The organism is Lysobacter niastensis (genome assembly GCF_031457115.1).
In the GTDB taxonomy this organism is placed as follows: Bacteria; Pseudomonadota; Gammaproteobacteria; order Xanthomonadales; family Xanthomonadaceae; genus Lysobacter_J; species Lysobacter_J niastensis_A.
Map to the genome: position 1 here is coordinate 18,592 of NZ_JAVDVY010000003.1, position 24,784 is coordinate 43,375.

The window sequence follows — 24,784 nt, forward strand, 5'->3', positions numbered from 1 at the left end:
CTGCGGCGTCCTGCCTGGAGGTTCACATGGCGGGAGCACAGGCGGCCGGAAAATGCGCTATATAACGCGCTATATACCGCCGCCCCCATACGAACCAGCCGTCATGCGCGCCCTCTTTCGTCTGGCTTTGCTCACGCTATTCGCGCTGTCGAGCCCCGCGTTGGCCGAAGCGCCGGTTCGCGTGTTTGCGGCAGCCAGCCTGACCAACGCCCTCAATGACATTGCCAGGGAATGGGAGAAGGCCGGGCATCCCAAGCCGAGCCTCGCCTACGCCGCTTCGTCAGCCTTGGCCAAGCAGATAGAAGCCGGTGCACCCGCCGATGTGTTCGCTTCCGCCGATCGGACATGGATGGATTACCTCGACGATCGCGGCAGGATCATGAAGGACACACGGGTCGATCTGCTCGGCAATGAACTGGTGTTGATCGCGCCGAAGGGCAAGCGAATTCCGATCCGGATGGAGCGCAGCTTCGACATCGCCGGCGCGTTCAGCGGCAAGCTGTGCACCGGCGAACCCGGCGTGGTGCCGGTGGGCATCTACGCCAAACAGAGCCTGGAAGCCATGGGCTGGTGGGCGTCACTCAAGGGTCGGATCGTAGGCACGGACGATGTGCGCACGGCGCTGGCCTTTGTGGAACGGGGCGAATGTCCGCTCGGCATCGTTTATTCCACCGACGCGAAGATCAGCAGCAAGGTCGAGATCCTGCAACGCTTCCCGCAAAACACCCACAAGCCTATCGTCTATCCCTTTGCGGCGGTCAAAGATGCGCGCCCGGAAACCCAGGCATTCCTGCGCTTTGTCGAGACTTCGCCGGCCGCGGCCGCCATCTTCGACCGCTACGGATTCACGCGGTTGAAGCGTTGACCATGGCCTGGCTGTCTCCGGAAGAGTGGGACGCGCTTTCGCTGTCGGCGAAGGTCGCACTGTGTTCGACCGCGGTGTGCCTGCCGTTTGGCGTGGCATTGAGCTGGCTGCTGGAGCGCCGCAACTTTGCCGGCAAGGTGTGGATCGACACACTGGTGCAGTTGCCCATGGTGCTTCCCCCCGTGGTGCCGGGTTATCTGCTGTTGTTGTTGTTCGGCACGCAAGGCCCACTGGGCGGCTGGTTGCAGGACACCTTCGGCATCGTCGTGGCGTTCACGTGGAAAGGCGCCGTGCTCGCGTCGGCGGTCATGGCGTTTCCGTTGATGGTCCAGTCGATACGCCTGGCCTTCCGCCTGATCGATCCGAGGCTGGAGAAAGCGGCGATGACACTGGGCGCGCGGCCCTGGAGCGTCTTCTTCAGCGTGACGCTGCCGCTGGCGGTGCCAGGCCTGATTGCAGGATGCGTGCTGTGCTTCTCGCGCAGCCTGGGCGAGTTCGGCGCGACCATGGCCTTCGTCGGCAACATTCCCGGCGAAACCCGCACGTTGCCGCTGGCGATATACAGCCTGACGCACGTGCCCGACGGCGATGCAGCTGCGATGAGGCTGTCGCTGCTTTCGATTGCGCTGGCGGTCGCCGCCCTCCTGCTGAGTCGTTGGATCAGCCTGCGGGCGGAACGCAAGCTGGGCTATCTGGATCACAGGAGCCAGCATGCTGAACTTTGACCTGGGCTATGCACGCGGCGACTTCCGGCTATCGGCAAACGCAACGATTGGCAGCGGCGTCACTGGCATCTGCGGTCCGTCAGGATCGGGCAAGAGCACGCTGCTGCTGTTGATTGCCGGCCTGCTGTCGCCCAGCAGCGGAACGATCAAGGCCGGCGACGAAGTCCTGGTCGACATGGAGCAACGCAAAATCGTTCCGGCCTGGGAGCGGCACTTCGGCCTGGTGTTCCAGGATGGCCAGTTGTTCCCGCACCTGACGGTACGTAGCAACCTGCTGTATGGATTCGAGCGGATTGCATCGCACATGCGGCGACTGGACCTGCAGGCAGTCGCGGAACTGCTGGAGATCACGCACCTGCTGGACCGTCGTCCTGCCCTGTTGTCGGGCGGCGAACGGCAGCGCGTGGCGCTCGGCCGCGCCCTGCTCTACTCGCCGCGCCTGCTTCTGCTGGACGAGCCGCTGTCGTCGCTGGACGAGCGCCTGAAGCAGCAGATCCTGCCCTTCCTCAAGCGCATCAAGGAAGAAACGCACGTCCCCATGCTCTACGTCACGCATGCCCGCGCCGAAGTCGAATACCTCGCCGACCAAGTGATGACCATGGACCGCGGAAACCTGCAGCCGGCACCTTAGGCGCCAACCCCCAGGATCACGCTCGATGCCTTGAAGATCGCCGTCACGGCCATGCCTTCGGCGAGCTTCATTTCGCTGGCGGACGTGTTGGTGATGATGGCCGCGACCGAGTTGCCGCCGGACAGCGCGATGACGACCTCGGCATTCACCGCGCCGGGCTCGACGCGAGTGATCGTTCCTTTTAGCTGGTTGCGCGCCGACAACTTCATCGATGTGCCGTCGTCGCCGGCGACAATGACACTCGACGCCTTGATCAGTGCGATCGCGCTGTCGCCAAGCTTCAGGTTCATGTGCTCCAGGCTTTCGTGCGTGATGATGGCCACGACCCGATCGCCGCCCGAAAGCTCGAGCTCCACCTCGTCGTTCACCGCGCCGGTCGCGATGTGCACGACTTTCCCGGCGAGGTGGTTTCGTGCACTGGTCAGCATGGTCAGCCTCCCGATGAGTTTCAGTTCCGATTCCGCGCCCGCGATGCGTGCGTTCAACCGTTCCAGGAATCGTGTGTTCTCCGACTCCACCTCGCGGTAAATCGCCACCAGTCGCTCGCCATTCGCGGTCAGGCGCGTGCCACCGCCCCCTTTCCCTCCCACAGCCCGCTCCACCAATGCGCGGTCGGCGAGATTGTTCATGGCCTCTACGGCATCCCACGCGGCCTTGTAGCTCATCCCAACGCTCTTCGCCGCCGCAGTGATCGACCGCTCGCTTCCAATCGCCGCCAACAGCTCCATCCAGCGCTTGCCGACAGCCGCGCCATGCCGACTTTCGACGGTGATCGCGCTATTGATGCGAAATGCAGAACGGGACATGGCGCCAGTTCGATGGTCCGATGCGCCAGTGTACGAGCTGCGTGTGTCTGGCTGCTGCGGCTGGGCGCGGATCGACGGGCGCTGGAGGAGAGTTCATGTCGCTTGCGCCAGCGATTGCCAAAAACACTTAGGGCCGCCTCTCGGCAGCCCTAAGTGCTTGATCTAATTGGCGTCCCCACGGGGATTCGAACCCCGGTCGCTACCGTGAAAGGGTAATGTCCTAGGCCTCTAGACGATGGGGACAAAACTGGTTTTTCAGCAAGATGGTGGAGCCAGGCGGGATCGAACCGCCGACCTCCTGCATGCCATGCAGGCGCTCTCCCAGCTGAGCTATGGCCCCACATGCTGGAAAGACGAAAATTCTAGCGGGCGTTCAGCGATGTCGTCAAGCGTTCGCTGCCAGATTTTTTTCGTCGCGGTCGCCGGCGGAGTGGCTGGCGACAACGAAGTGCAATGTTGCCACACCATGTCCCCGTTCCGCTAGATACTCGAGCCACTTTCCGAGGAAGGTATTCATGCGCATGCGGTGGCCGATGACCTCCGCCGGCGGTGGATACATGCCAATCACGTCCTGCCAGCGCCTGCCGACGTAGCAATGCGTGGCCTCCAACTGGCGCGCGTCGTGATACAGCCGCAGGTACGCAGACGGATCGGGCTCGCCGGTGAGCGGATCGCGCAGTACGTAGGTGAGCCGCAACTCGGTGGTGTAGCGGTGCTGCTCGATCACGTCGAGCTGCAGGTCCAGGCCGTCGCCGATGCAGGAACGGTAACAACCGGGGGCCAGCTCCGCCGGTTCGAACAGGCGGGTCAGGCGCGCGTGATTCTCCGCGTACAAGCCCATCAGCCAGCCGAAACGGCTCAGCTTCGGGATGCGCGCGGCGTAGGCGGCAAGGGACGTCATGGACCCGATCCTACACGCCCGCCTGCCCTTGCGGCAGCGTTGACGCGCAGGCCCAGCAAGCCTACGGTAAGCGTTCCCCGCGACCGGGGCCGCAACGGCCCTTCAGAACATCTCGCGGTGGATCCCCAGCGTGGTCAGCACCTTGCTCGCGATTTCCTCGATCGAGGTATTCGTCGTGCTGAGCACGGGAACGCGCTCGGCACGGAGCATCATTTCCGCGGCCGCCACTTCGCGCTTGCAGGTATCCAGTTGCGCGTAGCGTGAATTCGGTCGCCGCTCCTGGCGGATCTGCTGCAGCCGCACCGGATCGATGGTGAGCCCGAACAGCTTGTTGCGGTAGGGCCGCAGGCGCGGCGGCAGGCGATCGTGCTCCAGGTCTTCCTCGGTCAACGGGTAGTTGGCCGCACGGATGCCGTAATGCAGCGCCATGTATACGCAGGTCGGCGTCTTGCCGGCGCGCGACACGGCGACCAAGACCAGATCGGCATCGTCGTAATTCACGGCCTGGCCGTCGTCGTGGGTCAACGCGAAGTTCATCGCGTTGATGCGGCGGTGATACGTCTCGAAGTCGACCAGCCCATGCGCCTGGCCGATCCGGCGCTGGCGGGATTCGCCGAGTTCGCGCTCCAGCGGCTCGATGAATGGCGCAAAAACGTCCAGCATCAGCGCGCCGCTGTCGGCCAGGGCGGCGCCGACGTCGCCATCCATGCAGGAATTGATCACCACCGGCCGCACGCCGTGGATTTCAGCGGCGGCGCGGATCTTCGCCGCCACTTCCTGGGCCCGCTCGACGCTGTCGACGAAGGGGATCCGGTCGGTAAGAAAGCGGGTCTCGGTGAACTGGGTCAGCAGGCTGTGACCGATGGTTTCGGCGGTGATACCGGTACCGTCGGAGACGTAGAACACCGGGCGTACTTCAGCCATGGCCCAAAACTCCTTGAAAATCGCTGGTCAATACGAAAAACCCCGTCGAATCAAGCTTGTATGCATCCGACGCAGCGGCGATCATATCCGGATCACAGCGCCCGCAGGCGCCCGCCCCCTTGGAGATCGCCCGCTTGAACGAGAACATCCTCTGGTTGCACGCGCTTCGTCTGACCGACCTGGCCCGTGTCGGCGGCAAGAATTCCTCTCTTGGCGAGATGATCGGCAACCTGGCGGGCCTCGGTGTATCGGTGCCCGGCGGCTACGCCACGACCGCGGAAGCCTTCAAGGATTTCATCGCCCACAACAACCTGCACCAGCGCATCTACGACAAGCTGGCGACGCTCGATGTCGAAGACGTGCCGGCGCTTACGGCCGCGGGCGCAGAGATCCGCAGCTGGGTGATCGATGCGCCGCTGCAGCCCCAACTGGACGCCGACATCCGCACTGCCTACAAGCAGTTGTGCGATGAGAACGGTGGCGGCGATGTGGCCGTAGCGGTGCGTTCCTCGGCCACCGCCGAGGACCTGCCCGATGCGTCCTTCGCCGGCCAACAGGAAACCTTCCTCAACGTGACCGGTGCCGACGACGTCGTGCACAAGGTCAAGGAAGTGTTCGCCAGCCTCTACAACGACCGCGCCATCGCCTACCGCGTGCACCACGGCTTCAAGCACGAGGACGTGTTCCTTTCGGCCGGCGTGCAGTTGATGGTGCGTTCCAACGTCGGCTCGTCCGGCGTGCTGTTCACGCTCGACACCGAGTCGGGTTTCCGCGAGGTGGTGTTCATCACTTCCAGCTATGGGCTGGGCGAGATGGTCGTGCAGGGCGCGGTCAACCCGGACGAGTTCTACGTCTACAAGCCGACCTTGCAGCAGGACAAGCCGGCCATCCTGCGCCGCGGCATCGGTGCCAAACAGCAGCGCATGGTGTATTCGGACAAGCCCGGTGAGCGCGTGCGCATCGAGGAGACCCCGGCCGATCTGCGCAACCAGTTCTCGATCAGCGACGACGATGTGCACGAGCTGGCCCGGCAGTCGCTGGTCATCGAGAAGCACTACGGCCGCCCGATGGACATCGAGTGGGCGAAGGACGGCGTCAGCGGCAAGCTGTTCATCGTGCAGGCCCGCCCGGAGACGGTGAAGTCGCGCGCCCATGCCACCCAGATCGAGCGCTACCAGCTCACCCGCCGCGGCGAGGTCATCTGCGAAGGCCGCGCGATCGGCCAGAAGATCGGCAGCGGCGTCGCCCGCGTGGTGCGCTCGCTCGCCGACATGAGCCGGGTGCAGCCCGGCGACGTGCTCGTCGCCGACATGACCGATCCCGACTGGGAGCCGGTGATGAAGCGCTCCGCCGCGATCGTCACCAATCGCGGTGGCCGCACCTGCCACGCCGCGATCATCGCCCGCGAGCTGGGCGTGCCCGCCGTGGTCGGCACTGGCAATGCGCTGGACACGATCCAGGACGGCCAGGAAGTGACCATCAGCTGCGCCGAAGGCGACACCGGCTTCATCTACGCCGGCACCCTGCCCTTCGAGCGCAACGTGGCCGACCTGGACAAGATGCCGGAAGCGCCGCTCAAGGTGATGATGAACGTTGCCAACCCGGAGCGCGCGTTCGACTTCGCCATGCTGCCCAACGCCGGCGTCGGCCTGGCGCGCCTGGAGATGATCATCGCCAGCCACATCGGCGTGCACCCCAAGGCACTGCTCGAATACTCGCAGCAGGACGCCGAGACGAAGAAGAAGATCGACGCGAAGATCGCCGGCTACGGCAATCCAGTCGATTTCTACGTCGACCGCCTGGCCGAGGGCATCGCCACGATCACCGCCTCGTTCGCGCCACACCCGGTCATCGTGCGCCTGTCGGACTTCAAGTCCAACGAATACGCCAACCTGATCGGCGGCAGCCGCTACGAGCCGCATGAAGAGAACCCGATGATCGGCTTCCGCGGCGCCAGCCGTTACGTCGATCCGAGTTTCGCCGACGCCTTCGCACTGGAGTGCCGCGCGGTGCTGAAGGTGCGCGAGCAGATGGGCCTGACCAACTGCTGGGTGATGATCCCGTTCGTGCGCACGCTCGAGGAAGGCCGCAAGGTGGTCGAAGTCCTCCGCAGCAACGGCCTGGAACAGGGCAAGGACGGCCTGAAGATCATCATGATGTGCGAGGTGCCGTCCAACGCGCTGCTCGCCGACGAGTTCCTGGAGATCTTCGACGGCTTCTCGATCGGCTCCAACGACCTGACCCAGCTGACGCTGGGCCTGGATCGCGACTCCGGCATCGTCGCGCACCTGTTCGACGAGCGCGATCCGGCGGTCAAGAAGCTGCTGTCGATGGCGATTTCGGCGGCACGCGCCAAGGGCAAGTACGTCGGCATCTGCGGTCAGGGCCCGAGCGACCACCCGGACCTGGCGGTGTGGCTGATGGAGCAAGGCATCGAGTCGGTGTCTCTCAATCCCGACACCGTCGTCGACACCTGGCTGCGCCTGGCCAAGGCCAAGGCAAAGGCCCAGGCGGCCTGATGACGAGCCGGTAACGCCGGTGCGGCCAGGCTTGCGGTGAACCTGACGCCCCGCTGATGCGGGGCGTCGCATTTTGCAGGAGGTGCCATCTTGACTCCCGAACAGATCATCAATGAGTTCCAGCGCAGCGACGGCTGGACCGATGTCGCCATCGAATGGGGACTTCGCCTTGGCGGCGCGCTGCTGGCGCTCTACGTCGGCATCCAGGTCGCCAAGTGGCTCACACGCGGCGTATCGCGGGCGCTGACGCGCGCCCACGTCGAGCCCACGGCGATGCAGTTCCTGGGTCGGCTGACGTACGTCCTGATCCTGATGGTGTTCGTGCTGGCGATCCTGCAGATATTCCTGAAGGTATCGCCTGCGTCGCTGTTTGCCGTGCTTGGCGCAGCCGGACTGGCGATCGGCCTGGCAATGAAGGACTCGCTATCCAACGTCGCTTCCGGCGTGATGCTGGTGACGCTCAAGCCGTTCCGCGTCGGCGACATCGTCCAGATCGGCGGCAGCAGCGGCAAGGTCGAAGCGGTCAGCATCTTCCAGACCCGGCTGCGCGGCGCCGACAACCAGACGATCGTCCTGCCCAACAACCTCATCACGACCGCGCCGATCATCAACCTGACGCCGGACACGATGCGTCGCATCGAACTGATCATCGGCATCGGCTACACCGACGATATCGATACGGCGCGCGAGGCGATCATGCGCATCATGCGCGGCGACCAGCGAATCCTGGCCGAACCCGCGCCCGACGTGGTGGTCTACGAACTGGCCGACACGGCGGTCCGCCTGGGCGTGCGCTGCCATGTCGGAAATGCCGACCATTTCGCGACCAAGTGCGATCTCAACGAGCGCATCAAGCGCGTTTTCGACGAGGCGGGAATCAGCATCCAGGGCGCGCAGCGCGACGTCCGCGCCGTGCGCACCATCACCCAGGACGGCGCCACGGGCATCACGCTCACCGTCGACCGCCCGCCGGGCTGAGCTCAGGCAAAGCCTGCCGGGGCGGTCAGCCTTCGAGGCCGCCCAGCTTGCCCATCGACAACCGGTAGTGGCGCAGTTCGGCGATCGAATCGCGCACGTCGCTCAACGCGGTATGCCGAGCTTCCTTGCGCACGCCCGCGTAGACCTCCGGTGCCCAGCGCCTGGCCAGCTCCTTGATCGTGCTGACGTCGAGGTTGCGGTAGTGGAAGTGCTTCTCCAGGCGCGGCATCTGCCGGTGCAGGAAGCGGCGGTCCTGGCAGATCGAATTGCCGCACATCGGCGACTTGCCCGCAGGCACCCAGTGCGAGAGGAACTCGACGGTCTGCGCCTCGGCTTGCGCCATCGTCACCTTGCTGTCGAGCACGCGGTGCCACAGCCCAGACTTGCCGTGCTGGGTGCGGTTCCACTCGTCCATCGCTTCCAGCCGTGCCAGGGGATGGGCAATGGCGAGCTCGGGACCTTCGGCCAGGATGTTGAGCTGCTTGTCGGTCACCACCGTGGCGATCTCGAGGATGGAATCGCCGATCGTATCCAAACCGGTCATTTCCAGGTCGATCCAGATCAGGTGCTCGTCGTTCGTCGTTATGGCAGCCATGCGCTCGCACTGGTGGAATGTCGGTAGCATCATACAGACGGCCTGCGGATGCAGGCCGCGCCCCGTCAGGAACCCCTGCATGCCCTCGCCCGTCGCGATCGACCCTTCGCACTACGCCGTCGTCTCGGCCATGATCACGCCCGCGTTCTTCCTGACCGCGGCCAGTTCGCTGCTGATCTCGTCGAACAACCGGCTGGCGCGTGTGGTCGATCGGATGCGGAGCGAGATCGAGGTGCTCAGTGGCACACCACAGGGCCCCTCGCGGACAGCGCTGGAAGCGCGCATCGCGATCCATCGCCGCCGCTCGTACCTGGTGCTCGCATCGGTGCGCATGCTCTACGCCGCGATCAGCGCCTTCGTCGGCACCAGCATGGGGATCGCGGTAGACGCATTCCTCGGCTATCGGCTGGACCTGTTGCCGACGGCCCTGGCCGTGATCGGCGTGCTGCTGATGTTCGCCGCGTCGATATGCCTGGGGCACGAAGCGAAGCTGGGCCTGCGCATGCTCGACAAGGAGCTAGACGAGCAGCTCGCCAAGGACCGGATGTACCTTCGTAACGACTAGGGCGCTCGGCGCCTCAGACGGCCTTGCCGCGCTTGCGACGGAAGTACGCGGTAAGGCGGCTTCCCGCTTCTTCTCCCAGTACCCCGCCCTGCACCTGCACGCGGTGGTTGTGACGCGGATCGGCCAGCAGGTCGAAGACGCTGCCGGCGGCGCCGGTCTTGGGATCGGTGGCGCCGTACACCACCCGTGCTATGCGCGCGTGCACCATCGCCATCGCGCACATCGCGCACGGCTCCAGCGTGATGTACAGCGTGGTGCCCAGGAGGCGGTGGTTACCGAGCCGGAGCCCGGCCTGGCGCATGGCCACGATCTCGGCGTGCGCAGTGGGATCGCGATCGGTGATGTTGCGGTTCCAGCCCTCGCCGAGGACTTCGCCCTCGGCCGAGACCAGCACGGCACCTACCGGGATCTCATCGTCTTCGCGCTCGGCGCGTTCGGCCAGCGCGAGCGCGTGCCGCATCCAGTGCTCGTCTGCGGCACGGACAGGATCGAGTTCCTCAGGCGGCAAGGCCTTCGACATCATTCCCACTCGATGGTCGCGGGAGGCTTGCCGCTGATGTCATAAACAACGCGAGAAACACCGCGCAACTCATTGATAATACGGTTTGAAACACGCCCCAAGAAGTCATAGGGCAAGTGCGCCCAATGCGCCGTCATGAAGTCGATGGTCTCGACCGCGCGAAGCGCGATCACCCACTCGTAGGCGCGCGCATCACCCACCACGCCGACCGACTTGACCGGCAGGAACACGGCGAAGGCCTGGCTCACGCGGTCGTACAGATCGGCCTTGCGCAGCTCATCGATGAAAATGTGGTCGGCCTTGGCCAGCAGTTCCGCATGCTCGCGCTTGACCTCGCCCAGGATGCGCACGCCCAGGCCCGGGCCCGGGAACGGGTGGCGATAGACCATCGCACGCGGCAGCCCGAGCTCGACGCCCAGGCGCCGCACCTCGTCCTTGAACAGCTCGCGCAACGGCTCGACCAGGCCGAGTTTCATGTCCTCGGGCAGGCCGCCGACGTTGTGGTGGCTCTTGATGACGTGGGCCTTGCCGGTCTTGCTGCCGGCCGATTCGATCACGTCGGGATAGATCGTGCCCTGTGCCAGCCACTTGGCATTGGCGAGCCTGGACGACTCCTCGTCGAAGATCTCGACGAACAGGTTGCCGATGATCTTGCGCTTGGCTTCCGGGTCGTCGACGCCGGCCAGTGCATTGAAGTAGCGGTCGGCGGCGTTGACGCGGATCACCTTGACGCCCATGTGCTCGGCGAACATCGCCATCACCTGGTCGCCCTCGTTCCAGCGCAGCAGGCCGGTGTCGACGAACACGCAGGTCAACTGCTCGCCAATCGCGCGATGCAGCAGCGCGGCAACGACGGACGAATCCACGCCGCCGGACAGCCCAAGGATGACCTCGTCGGAACCGACCTGGGCGCGCACGCGCGCGATCTGGTCTTCGATGATATTGGCCGCGGTCCACAGCGTCTTGCAGCCGCAGATCTCGCTGACGAAGCGGCGCAGCAGCGTCAGGCCCTGCTTGGTGTGGGTGACTTCGGGATGGAACTGCACGCCGTACCAGCGCTTTTCTTCCAGTGCCATCGCGGCCACGGGAATGCGGTCGGTAACGGCGGTGACGGTCCAGCCCGGCGGCGCCTTGGCGACGTGGTCGCCGTGGCTCATCCATACGTCGATCCGCGACTCGCCGTCGTGGTCGCTCAGGCCGCCGAGCAGCGCGTCCTTCGCGACCAGCTCGACTTCGGCATGGCCGAACTCGCGCGCGTCTGCGGCCTCGGTGGCGCCGCCCAGCTGCGCGGCCAGCGTCTGCATGCCGTAGCAGATGCCCAGGATTGGCAGACCCGAATCGAAGACTTCCTGCGGTGCCTTCGGAGCGCCTTCCAGCGTGGTCGACTCCGGGCCGCCCGACAGGATGATGCCCTTGGCGCCGTACTTCGCAATCTCGGCAGGATCGTGGTCCCAGGCCCAGATCTCGCAGTACACGCCGATTTCGCGGATACGGCGGGCGATCAGCTGCGTGTACTGCGCGCCGAAATCGAGGATCAGGATCTTGTCGCTATGGATGTCGGTCATGGGGGCCGTGCAATGCTGGAATTCGAAGGCTCAAAACGAAGAAGGGAAACCTGCGTCTCCCTTCCTCGGTCATATCAACCCGCGCGGTAGTTCGGCGGTTCCTTGGTGATCTGCACGTCGTGCACGTGGCTCTCGCGCGCGCCGGCGTTGGTGATGCGCACGAAGCTGGGCTTCTTGCGCATCTCCTCGATTGTCGCGCAGCCGACATAACCCATCGTCGCGCGCAGGCCGCCGGCCAACTGGTGCACCACGCCGCGCAGCGGGCCGCGATACGGAACGCGACCCTCGATGCCTTCCGGCACGAGCTTGTCGGCGTCGCTGGCGTCCTGGAAGTAGCGGTCCTTGGAGCCCTGCTCCATCGCGCCCAGGCTGCCCATGCCGCGGTAGCTCTTGTAGCTGCGGCCCTGGAACAGTTCGACTTCGCCCGGGGCTTCCTCGGTGCCGGCGAACAGGCCGCCGATCATCACCGTGGAAGCGCCGGCCACGATGGCCTTGCCGATGTCGCCGGAGTAGCGGATACCGCCGTCGGCGATCAGCGGGATGCGATCCTGCAGCGCCTCGGCCACCATCGCCACCGCGGTGACCTGCGGCACGCCGACACCGGCCACGACGCGGGTCGTGCAGATCGAGCCCGGACCGACGCCGACCTTCACCGCATCGGCGCCGTGGTCCATCAGCGCCAGCGCGGCATCGCCGGTGACGATGTTGCCGCCGATGACCTGCAACTGCGGGAAGCTCTTCTTGACCCACTTCACGCGGTCGAGCACGCCTTGCGAATGGCCGTGCGCGGTATCGACCACGACCACGTCGACGCCCGCCGCGGCCAACGCCTCGATGCGCGCCTCGGTGTCGCCGCCGACGCCGACCGCGGCGCCGACCAGAAGGCGCTCGCTGCTGTCATAGGCGGCGTTGGGGTTGTCGGACTTCTTCTGGATGTCCTTGACGGTGATCAGGCCGCGCAGCTCGAAGCCGTCGTTGACCACCAGCACCTTCTCGATGCGGTGCTTGTGCAGCAGGCCCAGCACTTCCTCGTCGGTGGCGCCTTCGCGCACGGTCACGAGGCGATCCTTCTTGGTCATGATGTGGCGGACCGGATCGTCCAGCTTCTTCTCGAAGCGCATGTCGCGGCTGGTGACGATGCCGAGCAGTTGTCCGCCCTCCACCACCGGCACGCCGGAGATGTTGCGGGCACGCGTGAGCTTGAGCACCTCGGCGATCGTGGTCTCGGGGCCGACAGTGAACGGCTCCTTGATCACGCCGGCCTCGAACTTCTTGACCGAGGCGATCTGCGCGGCCTGGGCCTGCACGCTCATGTTCTTGTGGATGATGCTGATGCCACCCAGCTGCGCCATGGCGATGGCCAGGCGCGCTTCGCTGACGGTGTCCATCGCCGCCGACAGGATCGGCAGGCGAATGGTCAGCTCGCGGGTGAGGCGGGTCGAGAGCGAGACGTCCTTGGGCAGGACGACCGAATGGGCCGGGACGAGCGAAACGTCGTCGAAAGTCAGTGCTTCAGCCTGGATACGCAGCATGGGCGGGGGCCGGGAGGATGAAGCGCGCCATTGTAACCCGTTCCGGTCCCGGCTTGCTCGCCTGGTCCGTGGGAAGCCGCGTTCCAGCGTTGGAGTCTCAGGCCGGACCCTTCAGGCTGGCACCGCGATTACGCTACCGGCGACCAGCCGCGACCCGAATCAGCCGCCTCGGCGGCCTCCAGCGTGTTCTGCATCAGCGTGGCCACGGTCATCGGGCCGACGCCACCCGGCACCGGCGTGATCCAACTGGCGCGTTCAGCGGCTGCTTCGAAGCCGACGTCGCCGACCAGGCGCCCGTCGTCGAGACGGTTGATGCCGACATCGATCACCACCGCGCCGGGCTTCACCCATTCCCCGGGAATCAGGCCCGGGCGACCGACCGCCACCACCAGGATGTCGGCATTGCGCACCGAGGCCTCCAGCACGGCGGCCGGGGTGAACTTGTGGCAGCTGGTCACTGTGCAGCCCGCGATTAGCAACTCCAGCGCCATCGGCCGGCCAACGTGGTTGGAGACGCCCACGATCGTCGCGCTCTGGCCCCGCACCGGTCGGTCGGTGTAGGCCAGCAGCGTGGTGATGCCGCGCGGCGTGCACGGACGCAGGCCGAATTGGCGCAGGGCGAGATGGCCGACGTTCTCGGGATGGAAGCCGTCGACGTCCTTGCGCGGATCGATGCGGTGAATCAGCCCGGTGGCGTCGCGGCGGTCCGGTAGCGGCAACTGCACCAGGATGCCGTGGACGTCGGGGTCGGCGTTGAGGCGGTCGATCAGGGCCAGCAGGTCCTGATTGCTGGTGTCGGCCGGCAGGTCGTAGTCGATCGCGCGGATGCCCACTTTTTGCGCGGCACGACGTTTGTTCCTGACATAGACACTGGAGGCAGGATCGTTGCCCACCAGGACCACCGCCAGCCCGGGACGCGACTTGCCCGATGCCACGCGCGCGTCGACCCGCGCCTTGAGGTTGTCGAGCAGGTCCTCGGAGATGCGCTTGCCGTCGAGGATGCGGGCGGCAGAAGCGGTAGGCGTTGATGCGGTGGGCGTTGAAGCTGTCATCGCAGAGGCTGGGTTACAGTCGAAGGTGCGCATTATCGCTGCATTATCGCCCGGGGAGCCCACGAACTTGTCCGCAGGCCACGAAAACCGACACCAAGCCCCGCCTCGACGGGGGCCGCCATGACCGAATCCGATTTCGAAACCGTCCAGATCGAAGCCGCCGTCTTTCGGCGCCTGCTCCAGCACCTGCTGCACGAACGCGCGGACGTGCAGAACATCGACCTGATGATCCACGCCGGCTTCTGTCGCAACTGCTTGTCCGACTGGTACCGCGAGGCCGCCGAGCAGCGCGGCATCACGATGACCAAGGACGAGGCGCGCGAGATGGTTTACGGCATGCCGTTCGCGCAATGGAAGGCGCAGCACCAGAAGGACGCCACACCGGAACAGCTGGCCGCGTTCGAAGCGGCACAAAAACAACATGGAGGGTGAGTCATGCGTAGCAAGCCACTGCTGGGTCTGGCCGCATTGCCCCTGCTGGGCTATGCCGCGATGTGCGCCTGGCTGTACGCCAGGCAGCGCAACATCATCTACGTGCCCTCGGCCACGCGCATCCACGCTGGCCTGACCGATTTCACCCTCGAGCGCGACGGCGTAACGCTGCGCGGCTGGGTGGTCAAAGCCGGCCTTCCCAACCCGGTGATCTACTTCGGCGGCAACTCCGAACGCATCGAGAACCGTCGGGACCAACTCGCGCGGCTGCTGCCCGGACGCAGCATCTTCCTGCTCGCCTATCGAGGCTTCGGCGCCAGCGGCGGCGAGCCGACCGAATCGGCGTTACTGGGCGACGCCCTGGCCTTGTTTGACCATGTCCGCGAGCAGCATCCAGGGCAGCCGATCAGCGTGATCGGCACGAGCCTGGGCACCGGCGTGGCCAGTTACGTGGCGTCCAAGCGTTCCGTGGAGCGGCTGGTGCTGGTGGCCCCGTTCGACTGCCTGGTGAACGTCGCGCAGAGCCACTATCCGTTGCTGCCGATGGGATGGATCGTCAGGGACCGTTTCGATTCGGCCACCCACCTGCGCGGTTACACAGGCCCGGTGATGGTGCTGCGGGCCGGACAGGACGACGTGATTCCGGCGGCGCATACCAACCGCCTGATTTCCGTGCTGGGACGCCCGCCGCACGTGGTCGACCTGCCCTTCGCCGACCATTCCACGCTCGGCAGCGACCCGGCACTGGAGGGGGCGCTGGCCGGGTTCCTGCAGGCGGACCTCGTACGGACGACCGAGCCCAGCGTCGTGACCGGCGGCGCCTGATACTGATCAGGGCGAGTGGGCGCCGCAGAACTGCACGTAATCGATGTACCCGGGGAAATCCTGATCCGCCGCGCACACCGGACAATGCGGGTCCGCGCGCAGACGCGTCTCGCGGAAACGCATGCCCAGCGCATCGAAATGCAGCAGGCGGCCGGTCAACGGATCGCCCTGGCCCAGGATCAGCTTGATGGCCTCGGTAGCCTGCAACAGCCCGATCACGCCGGGCAGCACGCCCAGTACGCCGGCCTCGGCGCAGTTGGGCGCGGCCTCCGGCGGCGGCGGCTCCGGAAACAGACAGCGGTAGCACGGTGCGTCGCCGCGCTTGCGGCCTGCATCGAACACGCTGACCTGCCCTTCGAAGCGATGGACCGCGCCATAGACCAGCGGCTTGCGCAATTTCACGCAGGCGTCATTGAGCAGGTAACGGACCGGGAAGTTGTCGGCGCCGTCGATCACGACATCGGCGTCGGCGATCAACCGCTCCACATTGGCCGCGGTGATGCGCTCGGGGAAGGTTTCGATGTTCACCTGCGGATTCAGCGCCGACAGCGCGATGCGCGCCGACTCGACCTTGGGCGTGCCGATGCGCGCATCGGTATGCAGGATCTGCCGTTGCAGGTTGCTGCGGTCGACCACGTCGTCATCGGCCAGCACCAGCGTGCCGACACCGGCCGCGGCCAGATAAAAGCCCGCCGGCGAACCCAGGCCACCGGCACCCACCATCGCGATACGCGCCGCCTGTAGCTTGCGCTGCCCGGCCTCGCCCACTTCCGGCAGGCGCAGATGGCGCGAGTAGCGGTCGTAGAAATCGACATCGCCTTCGGGAAGCGTCAACGGCAGGCCTTCGGCGATCCAGCGGGTCGTGCCGCCTTCCACGGACGCCACGTGGCGATAGCCCGCCTCCACGAGCGCCTCCGCCGCCTTCAGCGAGCGACCGCCGCCCTGGCAGATCAGCAGCACCTGCGCGTCGCGGTCGGGCAGCGCCGACTGCGGATCGGCTTCAAGTTCGGCGCGGGCGATGCCCCGAGCGCCCTGTGCGAAGCCGGTCGCGCGTTCGTGCGACTCGCGCACGTCGACCAGCACGGCGCCTTCACGCAGGCGGCCCAGGGCTTCAGCGGGAGTGATGCGTTCGATGTTCATGCGGCCATTATCGCGCCAACCGCGCGACGGATCAGGCGTAGCGCAGGACTTCGACCACCTCGCCCGCCGCCAGCCGCTGCGGACCGTCGGGCACGACGATCAGCGCGTTGGAATCGGCCACGGCGCGAAGCCGGTGCGAGCCGACGGCCGGATTCGGATCGGCGCGCAGCACGCCGTGGTCGTCGCAGAACACCTGCGCCCGCATGAACTCGCGCCGCGGGTGGGCCTTGTCGATGGGCGCGACCAGTTGGGCACGTTCGACCGCTCGCGGCTCGCTACGTCCCTGCAGGCCATCGACCAGTGCGCGGCCGAGGCTGAGGTAGGTGGCGAACACCGACACCGGATTGCCAGGCAATCCGAGTACGCGTGCCTGATCCATGCTGCCGAACAGCAGCGGCATGCCCGGCTTCATGCGCACCTTCCAGAAATGAATCTGTCCAAACTGCTCCAGCACGGCAGGAATGTGGTCCTTCTCGCCTGCCGACACCGCGCCACACGTGATGACAAGATCGAAGGCGCAGGCGGCATCGCGCAAGGCGATCTCGACCGCACGCGGATCGTCGGGCAGGCGCGGCCACGCGGTCGGCTCCAGCCCGTCGGCGCGCAACAGGCCCATCAGCAGTTCGCGGTTGCTGTCGTAGATCTCGCCGGGCGCCAGGGACAGGCCCGGTTCGACCAACTCGTCGCCACTGGTGAAAACAGCCACCGTCGGCTTGCGTGCCACGGCCAGCGAAGGCACGCCGAGCGATGCCGCCAACGATACGCGCGGCGGCGTCAACATCTGCCCTGCATGCAGCACCAGATCACCGACGGCGACGTCCTCACCGGCCTTGCGCACATTTGCGCCAAACGAGGTTTCGCCCGGGACGACGATCCGATCCCCTTCGCTCTGTGCGTTCTCCTTGATGACAACCGTGTCCGCACCTGCCGGCATCGGCGCGCCGGTGGTGATGCGTACACACTCGCCCTCGCCCACCTGGATGCCGAACGCGCGTCCCGCGTATTGCTCGCCGGCCAGATGCAGCGAAACCTGCGCATCGCGCAGATCGGCGTGACGCACGGCAAAGCCGTCCATCGCGCTGTTGTCGAACGGCGGCAACGCCAGGGGTGCGCGCAGTTCGGCCGCAAGCACGCGACCATGCGTGCGCGACAACGCGAGCGTTTCGTTTTCGAGGCGATGCTGTGCGGCGACCTCGCGCACGATGGCAAGCGCGTCGTCGAACAGCAGTCCAGTGGGGAATCCGGTCATGGGGGAGCAGGCGTGATCGAAGCAGGCGTGAACCCGGCCGCGGCCAGGTCATCGGGTGTATTGAGGTTGCCGAAGCGTACGCCGTCGAAGCGTACGGCCGCCATGCCCAACTCTGCCTGCAGCGCATGCACGGCAACCTCGCCCGTCGCGGCCGCCGCCGCGGTGGCATCCTGCAACGCCCTCACCCGCCACAACGCGACCAACGGCTGCGGGCCGTCATCGTCGACGGCGAAGGCGCCGTTGGCGCTCGCCAGTGCCACCAGCGTGGGCAACAGGCACTCGTTGACGCCGACCAGATCGACCGGAAGCGTCAGCAGCCAGGGAGTGGCGCATGCTTCGGCCAAGGCGTCCAGCCCGGCCAGTGGCCCCAGATCGATAGCCGTGCGATCGGAGACCGTGGTCAGCCCGGTCACCGCATAGTGTTCGAGGTTGCGATTGGCGCTGACCAGCACGGTGCCGGTTTCCTGCGCAAAGCGCCGCTGCCAGCGCACGACTTGCGGCACACCGTCGCGTTCCAGCCAGGCCTTGTCGATGCCTCCCAGTCGGGTCGCACGCCCGCCGGCGAGGATGCCGAGAGTGATGTCGGAGGCGGCGGGGCTTGGGATCACGGTGCCATTGTCGTGCAAATGACCGTGACGGCGCGCCGGCACAGCGCGGATTCATCGGGGTCAAGGCGCTGGATCCCCGCCTTCGCGGGGATGACGGCCTGGCAGCGGGGATGACGTCGCGGCAAAGCCCGCAATGGCGCGGGCCCGGACATCACTTGCGGCGTTTGACGTGGCGGATCAACCGCTTCTTCTTCGCAACCTGGCGCTCGCTCAGCACGTTCTTTTTGCCTTCATACGGATTCGTGCCTTCCTTGAAGGCGAAGCGGACCGGCGTGCCGACCAGCTTGAACCGCTTGCGGAAGAAGTTCTCGAGGTAGCGCCTGTAGGTATCGCTGAGCGTTTTCAAGCGCGTGCCGTGCACGACGAACGTCGGCGGATTGCTCGCCGCGGGGTGGGCATAGCGCAGCTTGGCAACGTGTCCGCGGACGGTCGGTGGCGGGTTGGTCTCGTAGGCGACTTCCAGCGCCTTGTTGACCTCGCTGGTGCTGAACTCCCGCGTTGCCGACGCGTGCGCGCGATGGACCGCCTTGAACAGTTCGCGCAAGCCCGAGCCATGCTTGGCGCTGATGCGTACCGCCTCGGCCCAGTCGACGAATCCGAGCTTGCGCGCCAACAGCGACTCGGCCTGCTGTCGCTGGTAATCGGTGAGACCATCCCACTTGTTGATCGCGACCACCAGTGCGCGGCCAGCGTCGAGCGCGTACCCCAGCACGCTGGCGTCCTGGTCGGTCACGCCTTCGCCGGCGTCGAGCATGATCACGGCGACCTGGCATTCCTCGATGGCGCGCAGCGTCTTGACGATGGAGAACTTCTCCACCACCTCTTCCACCTTCGACTTGCGGCGCAGGCCGGCGGTGTCGATCAGCCGATACAGGCGACCATCGCGTTCCATGTCGATCGCCACGGCGTCACGGGTGGTGCCCGGCACGTCGGAGGCGATCATGCGTTCCTCGCCCAGCAAGCGGTTGACCAGCGTCGACTTGCCGACGTTGGGACGGCCGATGAAGGCCACGCGGACGCGCGAGGGATCGGCATCGAGTTCGGTGGTGGCGCCTTCTTCCGGCAACCTGGCCAGCGAGTGGTCGATCAGATCGTCGATGCCCTGGCGATGCGCCGACGACACCGCGACCACGTCGCTGAAGCCGTAGCGGGCGAAATCGTTCATCGCCGCCTGCGCGTCGAGGCCGTCGGTCTTGTTGACCACCAGCACCGTCGGACGTGCCGTCTTGCGCAGCCACTTCAGGATGTCGTCGTCGAGCGACGAAGCTCCCTCGCGCCCGTCCACGACGAACAACACCAGGTCCGCCTCTTCCGCCGCGGCGCGGGCCTGCCTGGCAGTGGCGCCGGCCAGGCCTTCATCCTCACCGGCGATGCCGCCGGTATCGACGACCGCGAATGCGGGCTTGCCTTCAGGACGGCATACGCCGTAGTTGCGGTCGCGCGTGACGCCGGGCTGGTCGTGGACCAGGGCGTCGCGACTGCGCGTAAGCGCGTTGAACAGCGTGGATTTTCCGACGTTGGGACGGCCAACGAGGGCAACTAACGGAAGCATGGGAAACCTACCCGATCAAAATGGAACGCCCCGGCCAAGGCCGGGGCGGGGCCGGGTCGCTTCCCGGCAGATTATTGCGCGATGGAGAACGCGGTCAGTTCACCGTCGACGTTCTGCACCAGCACGATGCCGTCGGCCACGACTGGCGCGGCGCGCAGCGCCTTGCCACCGACGCGGCTACGAGCGGCGAACTCGCCATTATCCAGCTTCAGCCAGTGCACGTAGCCATCGTAATCGCCGACCACGGCGTATTCGCCCTGGACCGCGGCGCCGGTGAGGCTGCGACGCGCGAGCCCCGGTTGCTGCCAGAGCGCGCTGCCGCCGGTCTTGTCCAGGCCAAACACGATACCGGTGGGGTCGGTGATGACCAGGCGGTCACTGCCGACACCAATGCGACCGGCGCCGCCGTGATCGCTGGCCCACATCGGGCGACCGCTGGGCGCGTCGATGGCCATCGTCTGGTTCTTGAAGCTGGTCGCGTACAGCGTGGTGCCTTCCAGCACCGGCGCACCGTCGACGTCCGACATGCGGTCCAGCTCGGTACGGCCTTCGGACTGTCCGATGGCCTGGTCCCAGACCGTGCGGCCGTCGCTGGCGGACAGCGCGCTGACCGTGCCGTCGTCGTTGCCGACGAACACATAGCCCGGACCCAGCACCGGCGAATCGTTGCCACGCACCGTCAATGCCGGCACGTCGTGCACCCAGAACCAGCGACGCTCGCCACTGGCGGCATCGAGCGCGGTCACACGACCGTCGTTGCTGCGCACGAACACGGTACCCATGCCGATCGTCGGCGCGGCGATGACCTCGTTGGTCACCTGCGCCTTCCACTTCTCGGTGCCGGAGGCGGCATCGAGCGCGATCACGTGGCCATCCAGGTCACCGATCACGACCAGTCCGTCGCCCACACCGGGACCACCGGAGAGACGCAGGCCGGACTTCTTCTCGGGCTTGTATTCCCAAATCTCCTTGCCGGTCTGCAGATCGAACGCGCGCACGCCACCTTCGATCGCTGCGGCATAGACGCGACCGTCCGCGACGATCGGCCCCTGGTGAACGCCCAGGCGTCCTTCGCCCTTGCCGGCATTGGCCGACCACAGCTTGGCCACCTTCAGGGTCGGCGTGATTTTGGTGAGTTCAACCGGCTCGTTCGGCTTGCCGTCGTCCTTCTTGCCTCCGAACCAACCCTTGACCGTCGTGCAACCGCCGAGCGCGAACGCGCACAGCAGCACCAGGGAGGAACGGAACAGCGTCGAGCTGGGCTTCATCAGGACTTGGCCTCTGGCTTGGCGGGCGTACCGCCGGCTTCGGTGAGCTTGAGTTCGAGCAGGCGGCGTTGCGGCGAGGCGACGTCGAGCTTGGTCATCGCCTGCGCGTAGGCCTGGCGGGCCTGTTCGTGCTGGCCCAGTGCGAGCTGTGCGTCGCCACGGACTTCGATCGCCGCAGGGCTGCTCGCATTGGCAACCAGCTTGAGCGCGGCATCGGCCTGCTTGGCATCGATCAGCAGGCGCGCCAGGCGCAGGTTCACGACTTCGGCGATGGCCGGGTCTTTGCTGCGGATCGCCTTCAACGTGGCAATGGCGGCATCGCGCTGGTTGGCCTCGACCTGCGTCTTGGCCAGTTCCAGCGAAGCCAGCGTGTGGTACACGCCTTCTCCGAGCGCCTTGACCTTGTTGCCGGCCTGGGCGTCCTTGGCCTGGATGGCATCCATCGCGGCCTGGTACTGCGTGGCGGTTTCAAGCTGCTTGTGCTCGCCGCGCTGCTCCCACCATTTCCATCCGCCGATGGCCGCAAGCCCCAGCAGGATGCCGCCGATCAGGCCTGCGCCGTTATTGCGCAACCACTGGAGGACGCGTTCGCTTTGTTCGTGTTCGTCGAGGAGTTCGTCGATCGCCATGCTGCCTCGCCCCGCCTTGCGGCAGGGCCCGTAGTAATGCACGGGCCTGGGCTACAGGCCGTGGGATGGAATGACCCGCGACGCGGGTCAGTCGACGACCGGCGCGAGGGAACCGTCAGAGGATAGCGTAAAGCGCGCCACATTCGCTCGGCTGAACGGTGTCAGATCGACCGGCTTGCCGGCCTGCTGCGCCTGCACGGCGTTGGAATTGCCGAGAATGATCTTGCCAACCTCGCCCGGGGCGTAGCTGCGCTGCTGGCCGGAAGCCAGCGTTCCCATCTCGATCGTGCGGCCGTCTGGCGCAATGACCTGGAACCAGCTTTCGCCGGTGAAGTTCAGGGAAAGCGCAGACTGCGCGGCCTGCGTCGGCATCGGCGTCATCGACGCGACCATCGGGGTGCGCTGCTGCGCCTGCACAGCCGGCGCGGGGCCAGCGGCCGGCGCCGGGGCGTTTGGCACTTCCAGCGACTGCACAGCGACGTTGTTGCTCAGATGAGGGCGGGTCGCCAGCCAGACCGGCACCGCAATCGCGGCCGTCATGACGATGTAGATGGCCCGGCGCGTGACGTGCTCGAAGACACGCTTGAAGCGCGGCGTGTGGCTGTGGCTGACCAGCACCGAAGGCGCGACCTCGGGGGCCGTCTGTTCGAGCCAGGCATCGACGTCGACATTCAGCAGGCGCGCGTAGCTGCGAACCTGGCCGCGAACGAACACAGGCGCGCCGAGCGAAGTCCAGTCGTCCGACTCCAGCGTCTGGACAACACGGCCCGGCATCTTGAGACGCGCGGAAACCTCTTCCACCGACAGACCGGCAGCCTCACGCGCGTGCTTGAGACGTGCGCCGCAGCTGACGCCACCCAAAGGCGCGACTTCGATCGACGACATCATTGCTTACCCTCATCCCCTGTTTCGGAGGCCCGGGTATCCGGGAACTCCGCCCTTAGTCGCTGAACGTACTTCGCTGCGGCAGTCCTGTCGCCGAGTTTTTCTTCGATCTGTGACGCAAGCTGCAACGAGCGCGCGTCGGCGGGCGCCGCGGCCAGGCGGCGCTCCGAGAAGGCCCTGGCCTCGAATGCGTTGCCGGCGTGAAGCTCCCGCTCGGCCATTGCCGACAGGGCAACGGCGTTGTTCGGGTCGAGCTGGATGGCACGGCGCAGGTCGCGATCGGCACGCGCGTCCTGTCCGGCCTGATCGGCGCAGGAACCGGCATTGGCCAGTGCCGCCGATGGAGTCGCGTAGGACGGATCGGCCAGCGCCCTATCGAACCAGGCCAGGGATTCGGCTGGCTGGCCGCTGGCGCACAGCCAGGTGCCGTAGTTGTTGAGCGGTCCGCCACGACTCGGCGCGAGATCGACGGCACGCTGGTAGTAGGTGCCGGCCCCCTTCATGTCGCCGCTGCGCTCCTTCGCAACCGCGATCAGGGTATTGGCGTCGACCGAGGTCGGATCGAGCTTCAACGCCTGGCGTGCTTCGCTCTGCGCACTGGGATAGTCACCGTGGAGCAATCGCACCTTCGACAGTTGCAGGTGCGCCTGCGCGGCTTCGACGTCGCGCGAGCGCTGGGTGGCGCCGACGCTCACTTCCGGGGCGGTCCGCTCGAAGCCTTTGCGAGCGGTGTCCGGCTTGACGAACGTGAGCCGGTTGCACGAGGTGGCGAGCAGTACGAGCGCCAATGCCATGACCACGGAGCGGACGGCAGGGATTGCGGCGCGGTGCGACGCCGTAGTCGGGAGCCGGAAGATGCGGGCCTCAGGCCGCGGCATCGTCGACTCCCTGTGCGGCAAGTCGTTTACGAAACTCTGCCTGGCGACGCGTGCGGTCCATCACCTGTCCCTTGAGCTGCCCACAGGCGGCATCGATATCGTCGCCGCGGGTGCGGCGCACCGGTGCGATCAACCCGGCCTCGTTCAACAGTTTCTGGAACGAGCGGATCGCGGCGTCGTCCGGGCGCTCAAAACGCGTGCCCGGGAATGGGTTGAACGGAATCAGGTTGACCTTGGCGGCGTCCTTCATCTGCACGGCGTTGTCGAACTGCCGCAGCAGGCGAACCAGCTGCCGCGCGTGCTGCGGCTGGTCGTTGACGCCCTTCATCAGGGTGTATTCGAACGTCACCGAGGTGCCGCGCTTGCGCAGCGCATAGCGCACGCAGGCATCCATCAGCTGTTCGATCGGATATTTCTTGTTGAGCGGCACCAGTTCGCTGCGCAGCTCATCGTTGGGCGCGTGCAGGGAGACGGCTAGCGAGACGTCGCTCTCCTCGCCCAGGCGGTCGATCATCGGCACCATGCCGGCGGTCGACAGCGTGACGCGCTTGTTGGCCAGGCCGTAGCCCAGGTCGTCGCGCATGATGCTCATTGCGCGCACGACGTTGTCGAAATTGGCCAGCGGCTCGCCCATGCCCATCATCACCACGTTGGTGAGCTTGCGCTGCTGGTGCGGGACGTTGCCCAGGTGGCGTGCCGCGACCCAGACCTGGCCGATGATCTCGGCGGTCGACAGGTTGCGGTTGAAGCCCTGGGTGGCGGTCGAGCAGAACTGACAGTTCAGCGCGCAACCGACCTGCGAGGACACGCATAGCGTGCCGCGCCCCTTGTCTGGGATGAATACCGCCTCGATGGCGTTCTTCGGGTCCATGCCCAGCAGCCACTTGTGGGTGCCGTCGGTGGACGCCTTGTCGAAGATCACCTGCGGAACGCGCACTTCCGCGTGCTGCTCGAGCTTGGCGCGCAGCGCCTTGCCCAGGTCGGTCATCTCGCTGAAGTCGGTGACGTAGCGGTGATGGATCCACTTCATCACCTGGTGCGCACGGAATTTCTTCTCGCCGAGCGTTTCCTCGAAGAAACGCTCGAGCGATGCGCGGTCGAGATCGAAGAGGTTCATCTTCTCCGACCCCGCCGCACTCT

General features: G+C 66.1%; 25 protein-coding genes and 2 tRNA genes. 8 read left to right on the top strand and 19 right to left on the bottom strand.

Annotation, left to right across the window (positions count from 1 at the left end; translation table 11 throughout):
• The first annotated feature begins 52 nt into the window (after positions 1–52).
• From modA to J2X06_RS14675, 3 genes are read left to right on the top strand one after another with little or no spacing between them, the layout of a single operon-like run.
• Positions 53–865: a molybdate ABC transporter substrate-binding protein gene (modA, locus tag J2X06_RS14665; RefSeq protein ID WP_310063703.1), complete on the top strand. Its 813-nt coding sequence runs from the start codon at positions 53–55 to the stop codon at positions 863–865.
• Between the two features lie 2 nt (positions 866–867).
• On the top strand, positions 868–1,590 hold the full coding sequence (gene modB, locus J2X06_RS14670; RefSeq protein ID WP_310063705.1) for a molybdate ABC transporter permease subunit: 723 nt from the start codon (positions 868–870) through the stop codon (positions 1,588–1,590).
• Entirely contained in the window at positions 1,577–2,221 is a 645-nt protein-coding gene (locus tag J2X06_RS14675) for an ATP-binding cassette domain-containing protein (RefSeq protein ID WP_310063707.1), read from the top strand. Before modB ends, J2X06_RS14675 begins: the two co-directional genes overlap by 14 nt.
• Here the strand turns inward: J2X06_RS14675 and J2X06_RS14680 are convergent.
• The 5 genes from J2X06_RS14680 to ppsR all read right to left on the bottom strand — a co-directional run bounded on the left by J2X06_RS14680 (position 2,218) and on the right by ppsR (position 4,852).
• Positions 2,218–3,027 (bottom strand): TOBE domain-containing protein, encoded by an 810-nt coding sequence (locus tag J2X06_RS14680; RefSeq protein ID WP_310063709.1) that lies wholly within the window; start codon positions 3,025–3,027, stop codon positions 2,218–2,220. The two genes, J2X06_RS14675 and J2X06_RS14680, sit on opposite strands and share 4 nt — an antisense overlap.
• Before the next feature lie 167 nt (positions 3,028–3,194).
• Positions 3,195–3,270, bottom strand: a tRNA-Glu gene (locus tag J2X06_RS14685).
• A gap of 21 nt (positions 3,271–3,291) precedes the next feature.
• Positions 3,292–3,367 (bottom strand) — tRNA-Ala (locus J2X06_RS14690).
• A 45-nt stretch (positions 3,368–3,412) separates the two neighbouring features.
• Positions 3,413–3,928, bottom strand: a complete 516-nt coding sequence (locus J2X06_RS14695; protein WP_310063710.1) for a DUF1249 domain-containing protein — start codon at positions 3,926–3,928, stop codon at positions 3,413–3,415.
• Between the two features lie 102 nt (positions 3,929–4,030).
• A complete protein-coding gene (ppsR, locus tag J2X06_RS14700) occupies positions 4,031–4,852 on the bottom strand; it encodes a posphoenolpyruvate synthetase regulatory kinase/phosphorylase PpsR (protein WP_310063712.1) in 822 nt (273 codons plus the stop codon).
• Between the two features lie 134 nt (positions 4,853–4,986).
• Here ppsR and ppsA point away from each other — a divergent pair, with 134 nt between their 5' ends.
• Positions 4,987–7,371: a phosphoenolpyruvate synthase gene (gene ppsA, locus J2X06_RS14705; protein ID WP_310063714.1), complete on the top strand. Its 2,385-nt coding sequence runs from the start codon at positions 4,987–4,989 to the stop codon at positions 7,369–7,371.
• Between the two features lie 90 nt (positions 7,372–7,461).
• Positions 7,462–8,349 (top strand): mechanosensitive ion channel family protein, encoded by an 888-nt coding sequence (locus tag J2X06_RS14710; protein WP_310063715.1) that lies wholly within the window; start codon positions 7,462–7,464, stop codon positions 8,347–8,349.
• Positions 8,350–8,374: 25 nt separating this feature from the next.
• On the opposite strand, the gene orn is transcribed toward J2X06_RS14710, so the two are convergent.
• Positions 8,375–8,944, bottom strand: a complete 570-nt coding sequence (orn, locus tag J2X06_RS14715; RefSeq protein ID WP_310063717.1) for an oligoribonuclease — start codon at positions 8,942–8,944, stop codon at positions 8,375–8,377.
• Positions 8,945–9,023: 79 nt separating this feature from the next.
• Here orn and J2X06_RS14720 point away from each other — a divergent pair, with 79 nt between their 5' ends.
• On the top strand, positions 9,024–9,509 hold the full coding sequence (locus J2X06_RS14720) for a DUF2721 domain-containing protein (protein ID WP_310063719.1): 486 nt from the start codon (positions 9,024–9,026) through the stop codon (positions 9,507–9,509).
• A 13-nt stretch (positions 9,510–9,522) separates the two neighbouring features.
• On the opposite strand, the gene tadA is transcribed toward J2X06_RS14720, so the two are convergent.
• The 4 genes from tadA to folD all read right to left on the bottom strand — a co-directional run bounded on the left by tadA (position 9,523) and on the right by folD (position 14,178).
• A complete protein-coding gene (tadA, locus tag J2X06_RS14725) occupies positions 9,523–10,029 on the bottom strand; it encodes a tRNA adenosine(34) deaminase TadA (RefSeq protein ID WP_310063720.1) in 507 nt (168 codons plus the stop codon).
• On the bottom strand, positions 10,029–11,594 hold the full coding sequence (guaA, locus tag J2X06_RS14730) for a glutamine-hydrolyzing GMP synthase (protein ID WP_310063721.1): 1,566 nt from the start codon (positions 11,592–11,594) through the stop codon (positions 10,029–10,031). The genes tadA and guaA overlap by 1 nt, the downstream gene beginning before the upstream one ends.
• 74 nt (positions 11,595–11,668) lie before the next feature.
• Positions 11,669–13,126 carry an IMP dehydrogenase gene (gene guaB / locus J2X06_RS14735; RefSeq protein ID WP_310063723.1) on the bottom strand — a complete coding sequence of 486 codons (1,458 nt, stop codon included), beginning with the start codon at positions 13,124–13,126 and terminating at the stop codon, positions 11,669–11,671.
• A 128-nt stretch (positions 13,127–13,254) separates the two neighbouring features.
• The gene (gene folD, locus J2X06_RS14740) at positions 13,255–14,178 is read right to left on the bottom strand and encodes a bifunctional methylenetetrahydrofolate dehydrogenase/methenyltetrahydrofolate cyclohydrolase FolD (protein WP_310063725.1); all 924 of its coding nucleotides are present in this window, start codon (positions 14,176–14,178) and stop codon (positions 13,255–13,257) included.
• Positions 14,179–14,298: 120 nt separating this feature from the next.
• On the opposite strand from folD, the gene J2X06_RS14745 reads away from it, so the two are divergent.
• Together J2X06_RS14745 and J2X06_RS14750 are read left to right on the top strand one after the other, a co-directional pair.
• The gene (locus J2X06_RS14745; protein WP_310063726.1) at positions 14,299–14,610 is read left to right on the top strand and encodes a DUF1244 domain-containing protein; all 312 of its coding nucleotides are present in this window, start codon (positions 14,299–14,301) and stop codon (positions 14,608–14,610) included.
• A 3-nt stretch (positions 14,611–14,613) separates the two neighbouring features.
• Positions 14,614–15,435, top strand: a complete 822-nt coding sequence (locus tag J2X06_RS14750; protein ID WP_310063728.1) for an alpha/beta hydrolase — start codon at positions 14,614–14,616, stop codon at positions 15,433–15,435.
• Between the two features lie 6 nt (positions 15,436–15,441).
• On the opposite strand, the gene moeB is transcribed toward J2X06_RS14750, so the two are convergent.
• The 9 genes from moeB to rlmN all read right to left on the bottom strand — a co-directional run bounded on the left by moeB (position 15,442) and on the right by rlmN (position 24,761).
• The gene (gene moeB / locus J2X06_RS14755; RefSeq protein ID WP_310063729.1) at positions 15,442–16,575 is read right to left on the bottom strand and encodes a molybdopterin-synthase adenylyltransferase MoeB; all 1,134 of its coding nucleotides are present in this window, start codon (positions 16,573–16,575) and stop codon (positions 15,442–15,444) included.
• A 31-nt stretch (positions 16,576–16,606) separates the two neighbouring features.
• On the bottom strand, positions 16,607–17,824 hold the full coding sequence (locus J2X06_RS14760) for a molybdopterin molybdotransferase MoeA (RefSeq protein WP_310063730.1): 1,218 nt from the start codon (positions 17,822–17,824) through the stop codon (positions 16,607–16,609).
• Positions 17,821–18,432: a molybdenum cofactor guanylyltransferase gene (mobA, locus tag J2X06_RS14765; protein WP_310063732.1), complete on the bottom strand. Its 612-nt coding sequence runs from the start codon at positions 18,430–18,432 to the stop codon at positions 17,821–17,823. The genes J2X06_RS14760 and mobA overlap by 4 nt, the downstream gene beginning before the upstream one ends.
• Positions 18,433–18,583: 151 nt before the next feature.
• Positions 18,584–19,984: a ribosome biogenesis GTPase Der gene (der, locus tag J2X06_RS14770; protein ID WP_310063733.1), complete on the bottom strand. Its 1,401-nt coding sequence runs from the start codon at positions 19,982–19,984 to the stop codon at positions 18,584–18,586.
• 71 nt (positions 19,985–20,055) lie between these two features.
• Positions 20,056–21,252: an outer membrane protein assembly factor BamB gene (bamB, locus tag J2X06_RS14775; protein ID WP_310063735.1), complete on the bottom strand. Its 1,197-nt coding sequence runs from the start codon at positions 21,250–21,252 to the stop codon at positions 20,056–20,058.
• On the bottom strand, positions 21,252–21,881 hold the full coding sequence (locus J2X06_RS14780; protein ID WP_310063737.1) for a YfgM family protein: 630 nt from the start codon (positions 21,879–21,881) through the stop codon (positions 21,252–21,254). Before J2X06_RS14780 ends, bamB begins: the two co-directional genes overlap by 1 nt.
• An 87-nt stretch (positions 21,882–21,968) precedes the next feature.
• Complete coding sequence (locus J2X06_RS14785) at positions 21,969–22,766, bottom strand: helix-turn-helix domain-containing protein (RefSeq protein ID WP_310063739.1); 798 nt, start codon at positions 22,764–22,766, stop codon at positions 21,969–21,971.
• Positions 22,766–23,560: a type IV pilus biogenesis/stability protein PilW gene (gene pilW, locus J2X06_RS14790; protein WP_310063741.1), complete on the bottom strand. Its 795-nt coding sequence runs from the start codon at positions 23,558–23,560 to the stop codon at positions 22,766–22,768. Before pilW ends, J2X06_RS14785 begins: the two co-directional genes overlap by 1 nt.
• 70 nt (positions 23,561–23,630) lie before the next feature.
• Positions 23,631–24,761, bottom strand: coding sequence for a 23S rRNA (adenine(2503)-C(2))-methyltransferase RlmN (gene rlmN, locus J2X06_RS14795; RefSeq protein WP_310064459.1), 1,131 nt, complete (start codon positions 24,759–24,761; stop codon positions 23,631–23,633).
• Positions 24,762–24,784 lie beyond the last annotated feature (23 nt).

Bases quoted from the DNA above. Each gene is read 5' to 3' on its own strand.
- modA (WP_310063703.1), top strand. From the start codon at position 53: ATGCGCTATATAACGCGCTATATACCGCCGCCCCCATACGAACCAGCC.
- modB (WP_310063705.1), top strand. From the start codon at position 868: ATGGCCTGGCTGTCTCCGGAAGAGTGGGACGCGCTTTCGCTGTCGGCG.
- J2X06_RS14675 (WP_310063707.1), top strand. From the start codon at position 1,577: ATGCTGAACTTTGACCTGGGCTATGCACGCGGCGACTTCCGGCTATCG.
- J2X06_RS14680 (WP_310063709.1), bottom strand. From the start codon at position 3,027: ATGTCCCGTTCTGCATTTCGCATCAATAGCGCGATCACCGTCGAAAGT.
- J2X06_RS14695 (WP_310063710.1), bottom strand. From the start codon at position 3,928: ATGACGTCCCTTGCCGCCTACGCCGCGCGCATCCCGAAGCTGAGCCGT.
- ppsR (WP_310063712.1), bottom strand. From the start codon at position 4,852: ATGGCTGAAGTACGCCCGGTGTTCTACGTCTCCGACGGTACCGGTATC.
- orn (WP_310063717.1), bottom strand. From the start codon at position 8,944: ATGGCTGCCATAACGACGAACGACGAGCACCTGATCTGGATCGACCTG.
- J2X06_RS14720 (WP_310063719.1), top strand. From the start codon at position 9,024: ATGCCCTCGCCCGTCGCGATCGACCCTTCGCACTACGCCGTCGTCTCG.
- tadA (WP_310063720.1), bottom strand. From the start codon at position 10,029: ATGTCGAAGGCCTTGCCGCCTGAGGAACTCGATCCTGTCCGTGCCGCA.
- guaA (WP_310063721.1), bottom strand. From the start codon at position 11,594: ATGACCGACATCCATAGCGACAAGATCCTGATCCTCGATTTCGGCGCG.
- guaB (WP_310063723.1), bottom strand. From the start codon at position 13,126: ATGCTGCGTATCCAGGCTGAAGCACTGACTTTCGACGACGTTTCGCTC.
- folD (WP_310063725.1), bottom strand. From the start codon at position 14,178: ATGACAGCTTCAACGCCCACCGCATCAACGCCTACCGCTTCTGCCGCC.
- J2X06_RS14745 (WP_310063726.1), top strand. From the start codon at position 14,299: ATGACCGAATCCGATTTCGAAACCGTCCAGATCGAAGCCGCCGTCTTT.
- J2X06_RS14750 (WP_310063728.1), top strand. From the start codon at position 14,614: ATGCGTAGCAAGCCACTGCTGGGTCTGGCCGCATTGCCCCTGCTGGGC.
- moeB (WP_310063729.1), bottom strand. From the start codon at position 16,575: ATGAACATCGAACGCATCACTCCCGCTGAAGCCCTGGGCCGCCTGCGT.
- J2X06_RS14760 (WP_310063730.1), bottom strand. From the start codon at position 17,824: ATGACCGGATTCCCCACTGGACTGCTGTTCGACGACGCGCTTGCCATC.
- der (WP_310063733.1), bottom strand. From the start codon at position 19,984: ATGCTTCCGTTAGTTGCCCTCGTTGGCCGTCCCAACGTCGGAAAATCC.
- bamB (WP_310063735.1), bottom strand. From the start codon at position 21,252: ATGAAGCCCAGCTCGACGCTGTTCCGTTCCTCCCTGGTGCTGCTGTGC.
- J2X06_RS14780 (WP_310063737.1), bottom strand. From the start codon at position 21,881: ATGGCGATCGACGAACTCCTCGACGAACACGAACAAAGCGAACGCGTC.
- J2X06_RS14785 (WP_310063739.1), bottom strand. From the start codon at position 22,766: ATGTCGTCGATCGAAGTCGCGCCTTTGGGTGGCGTCAGCTGCGGCGCA.
- pilW (WP_310063741.1), bottom strand. From the start codon at position 23,560: ATGGCATTGGCGCTCGTACTGCTCGCCACCTCGTGCAACCGGCTCACG.
- rlmN (WP_310064459.1), bottom strand. From the start codon at position 24,761: ATGAACCTCTTCGATCTCGACCGCGCATCGCTCGAGCGTTTCTTCGAG.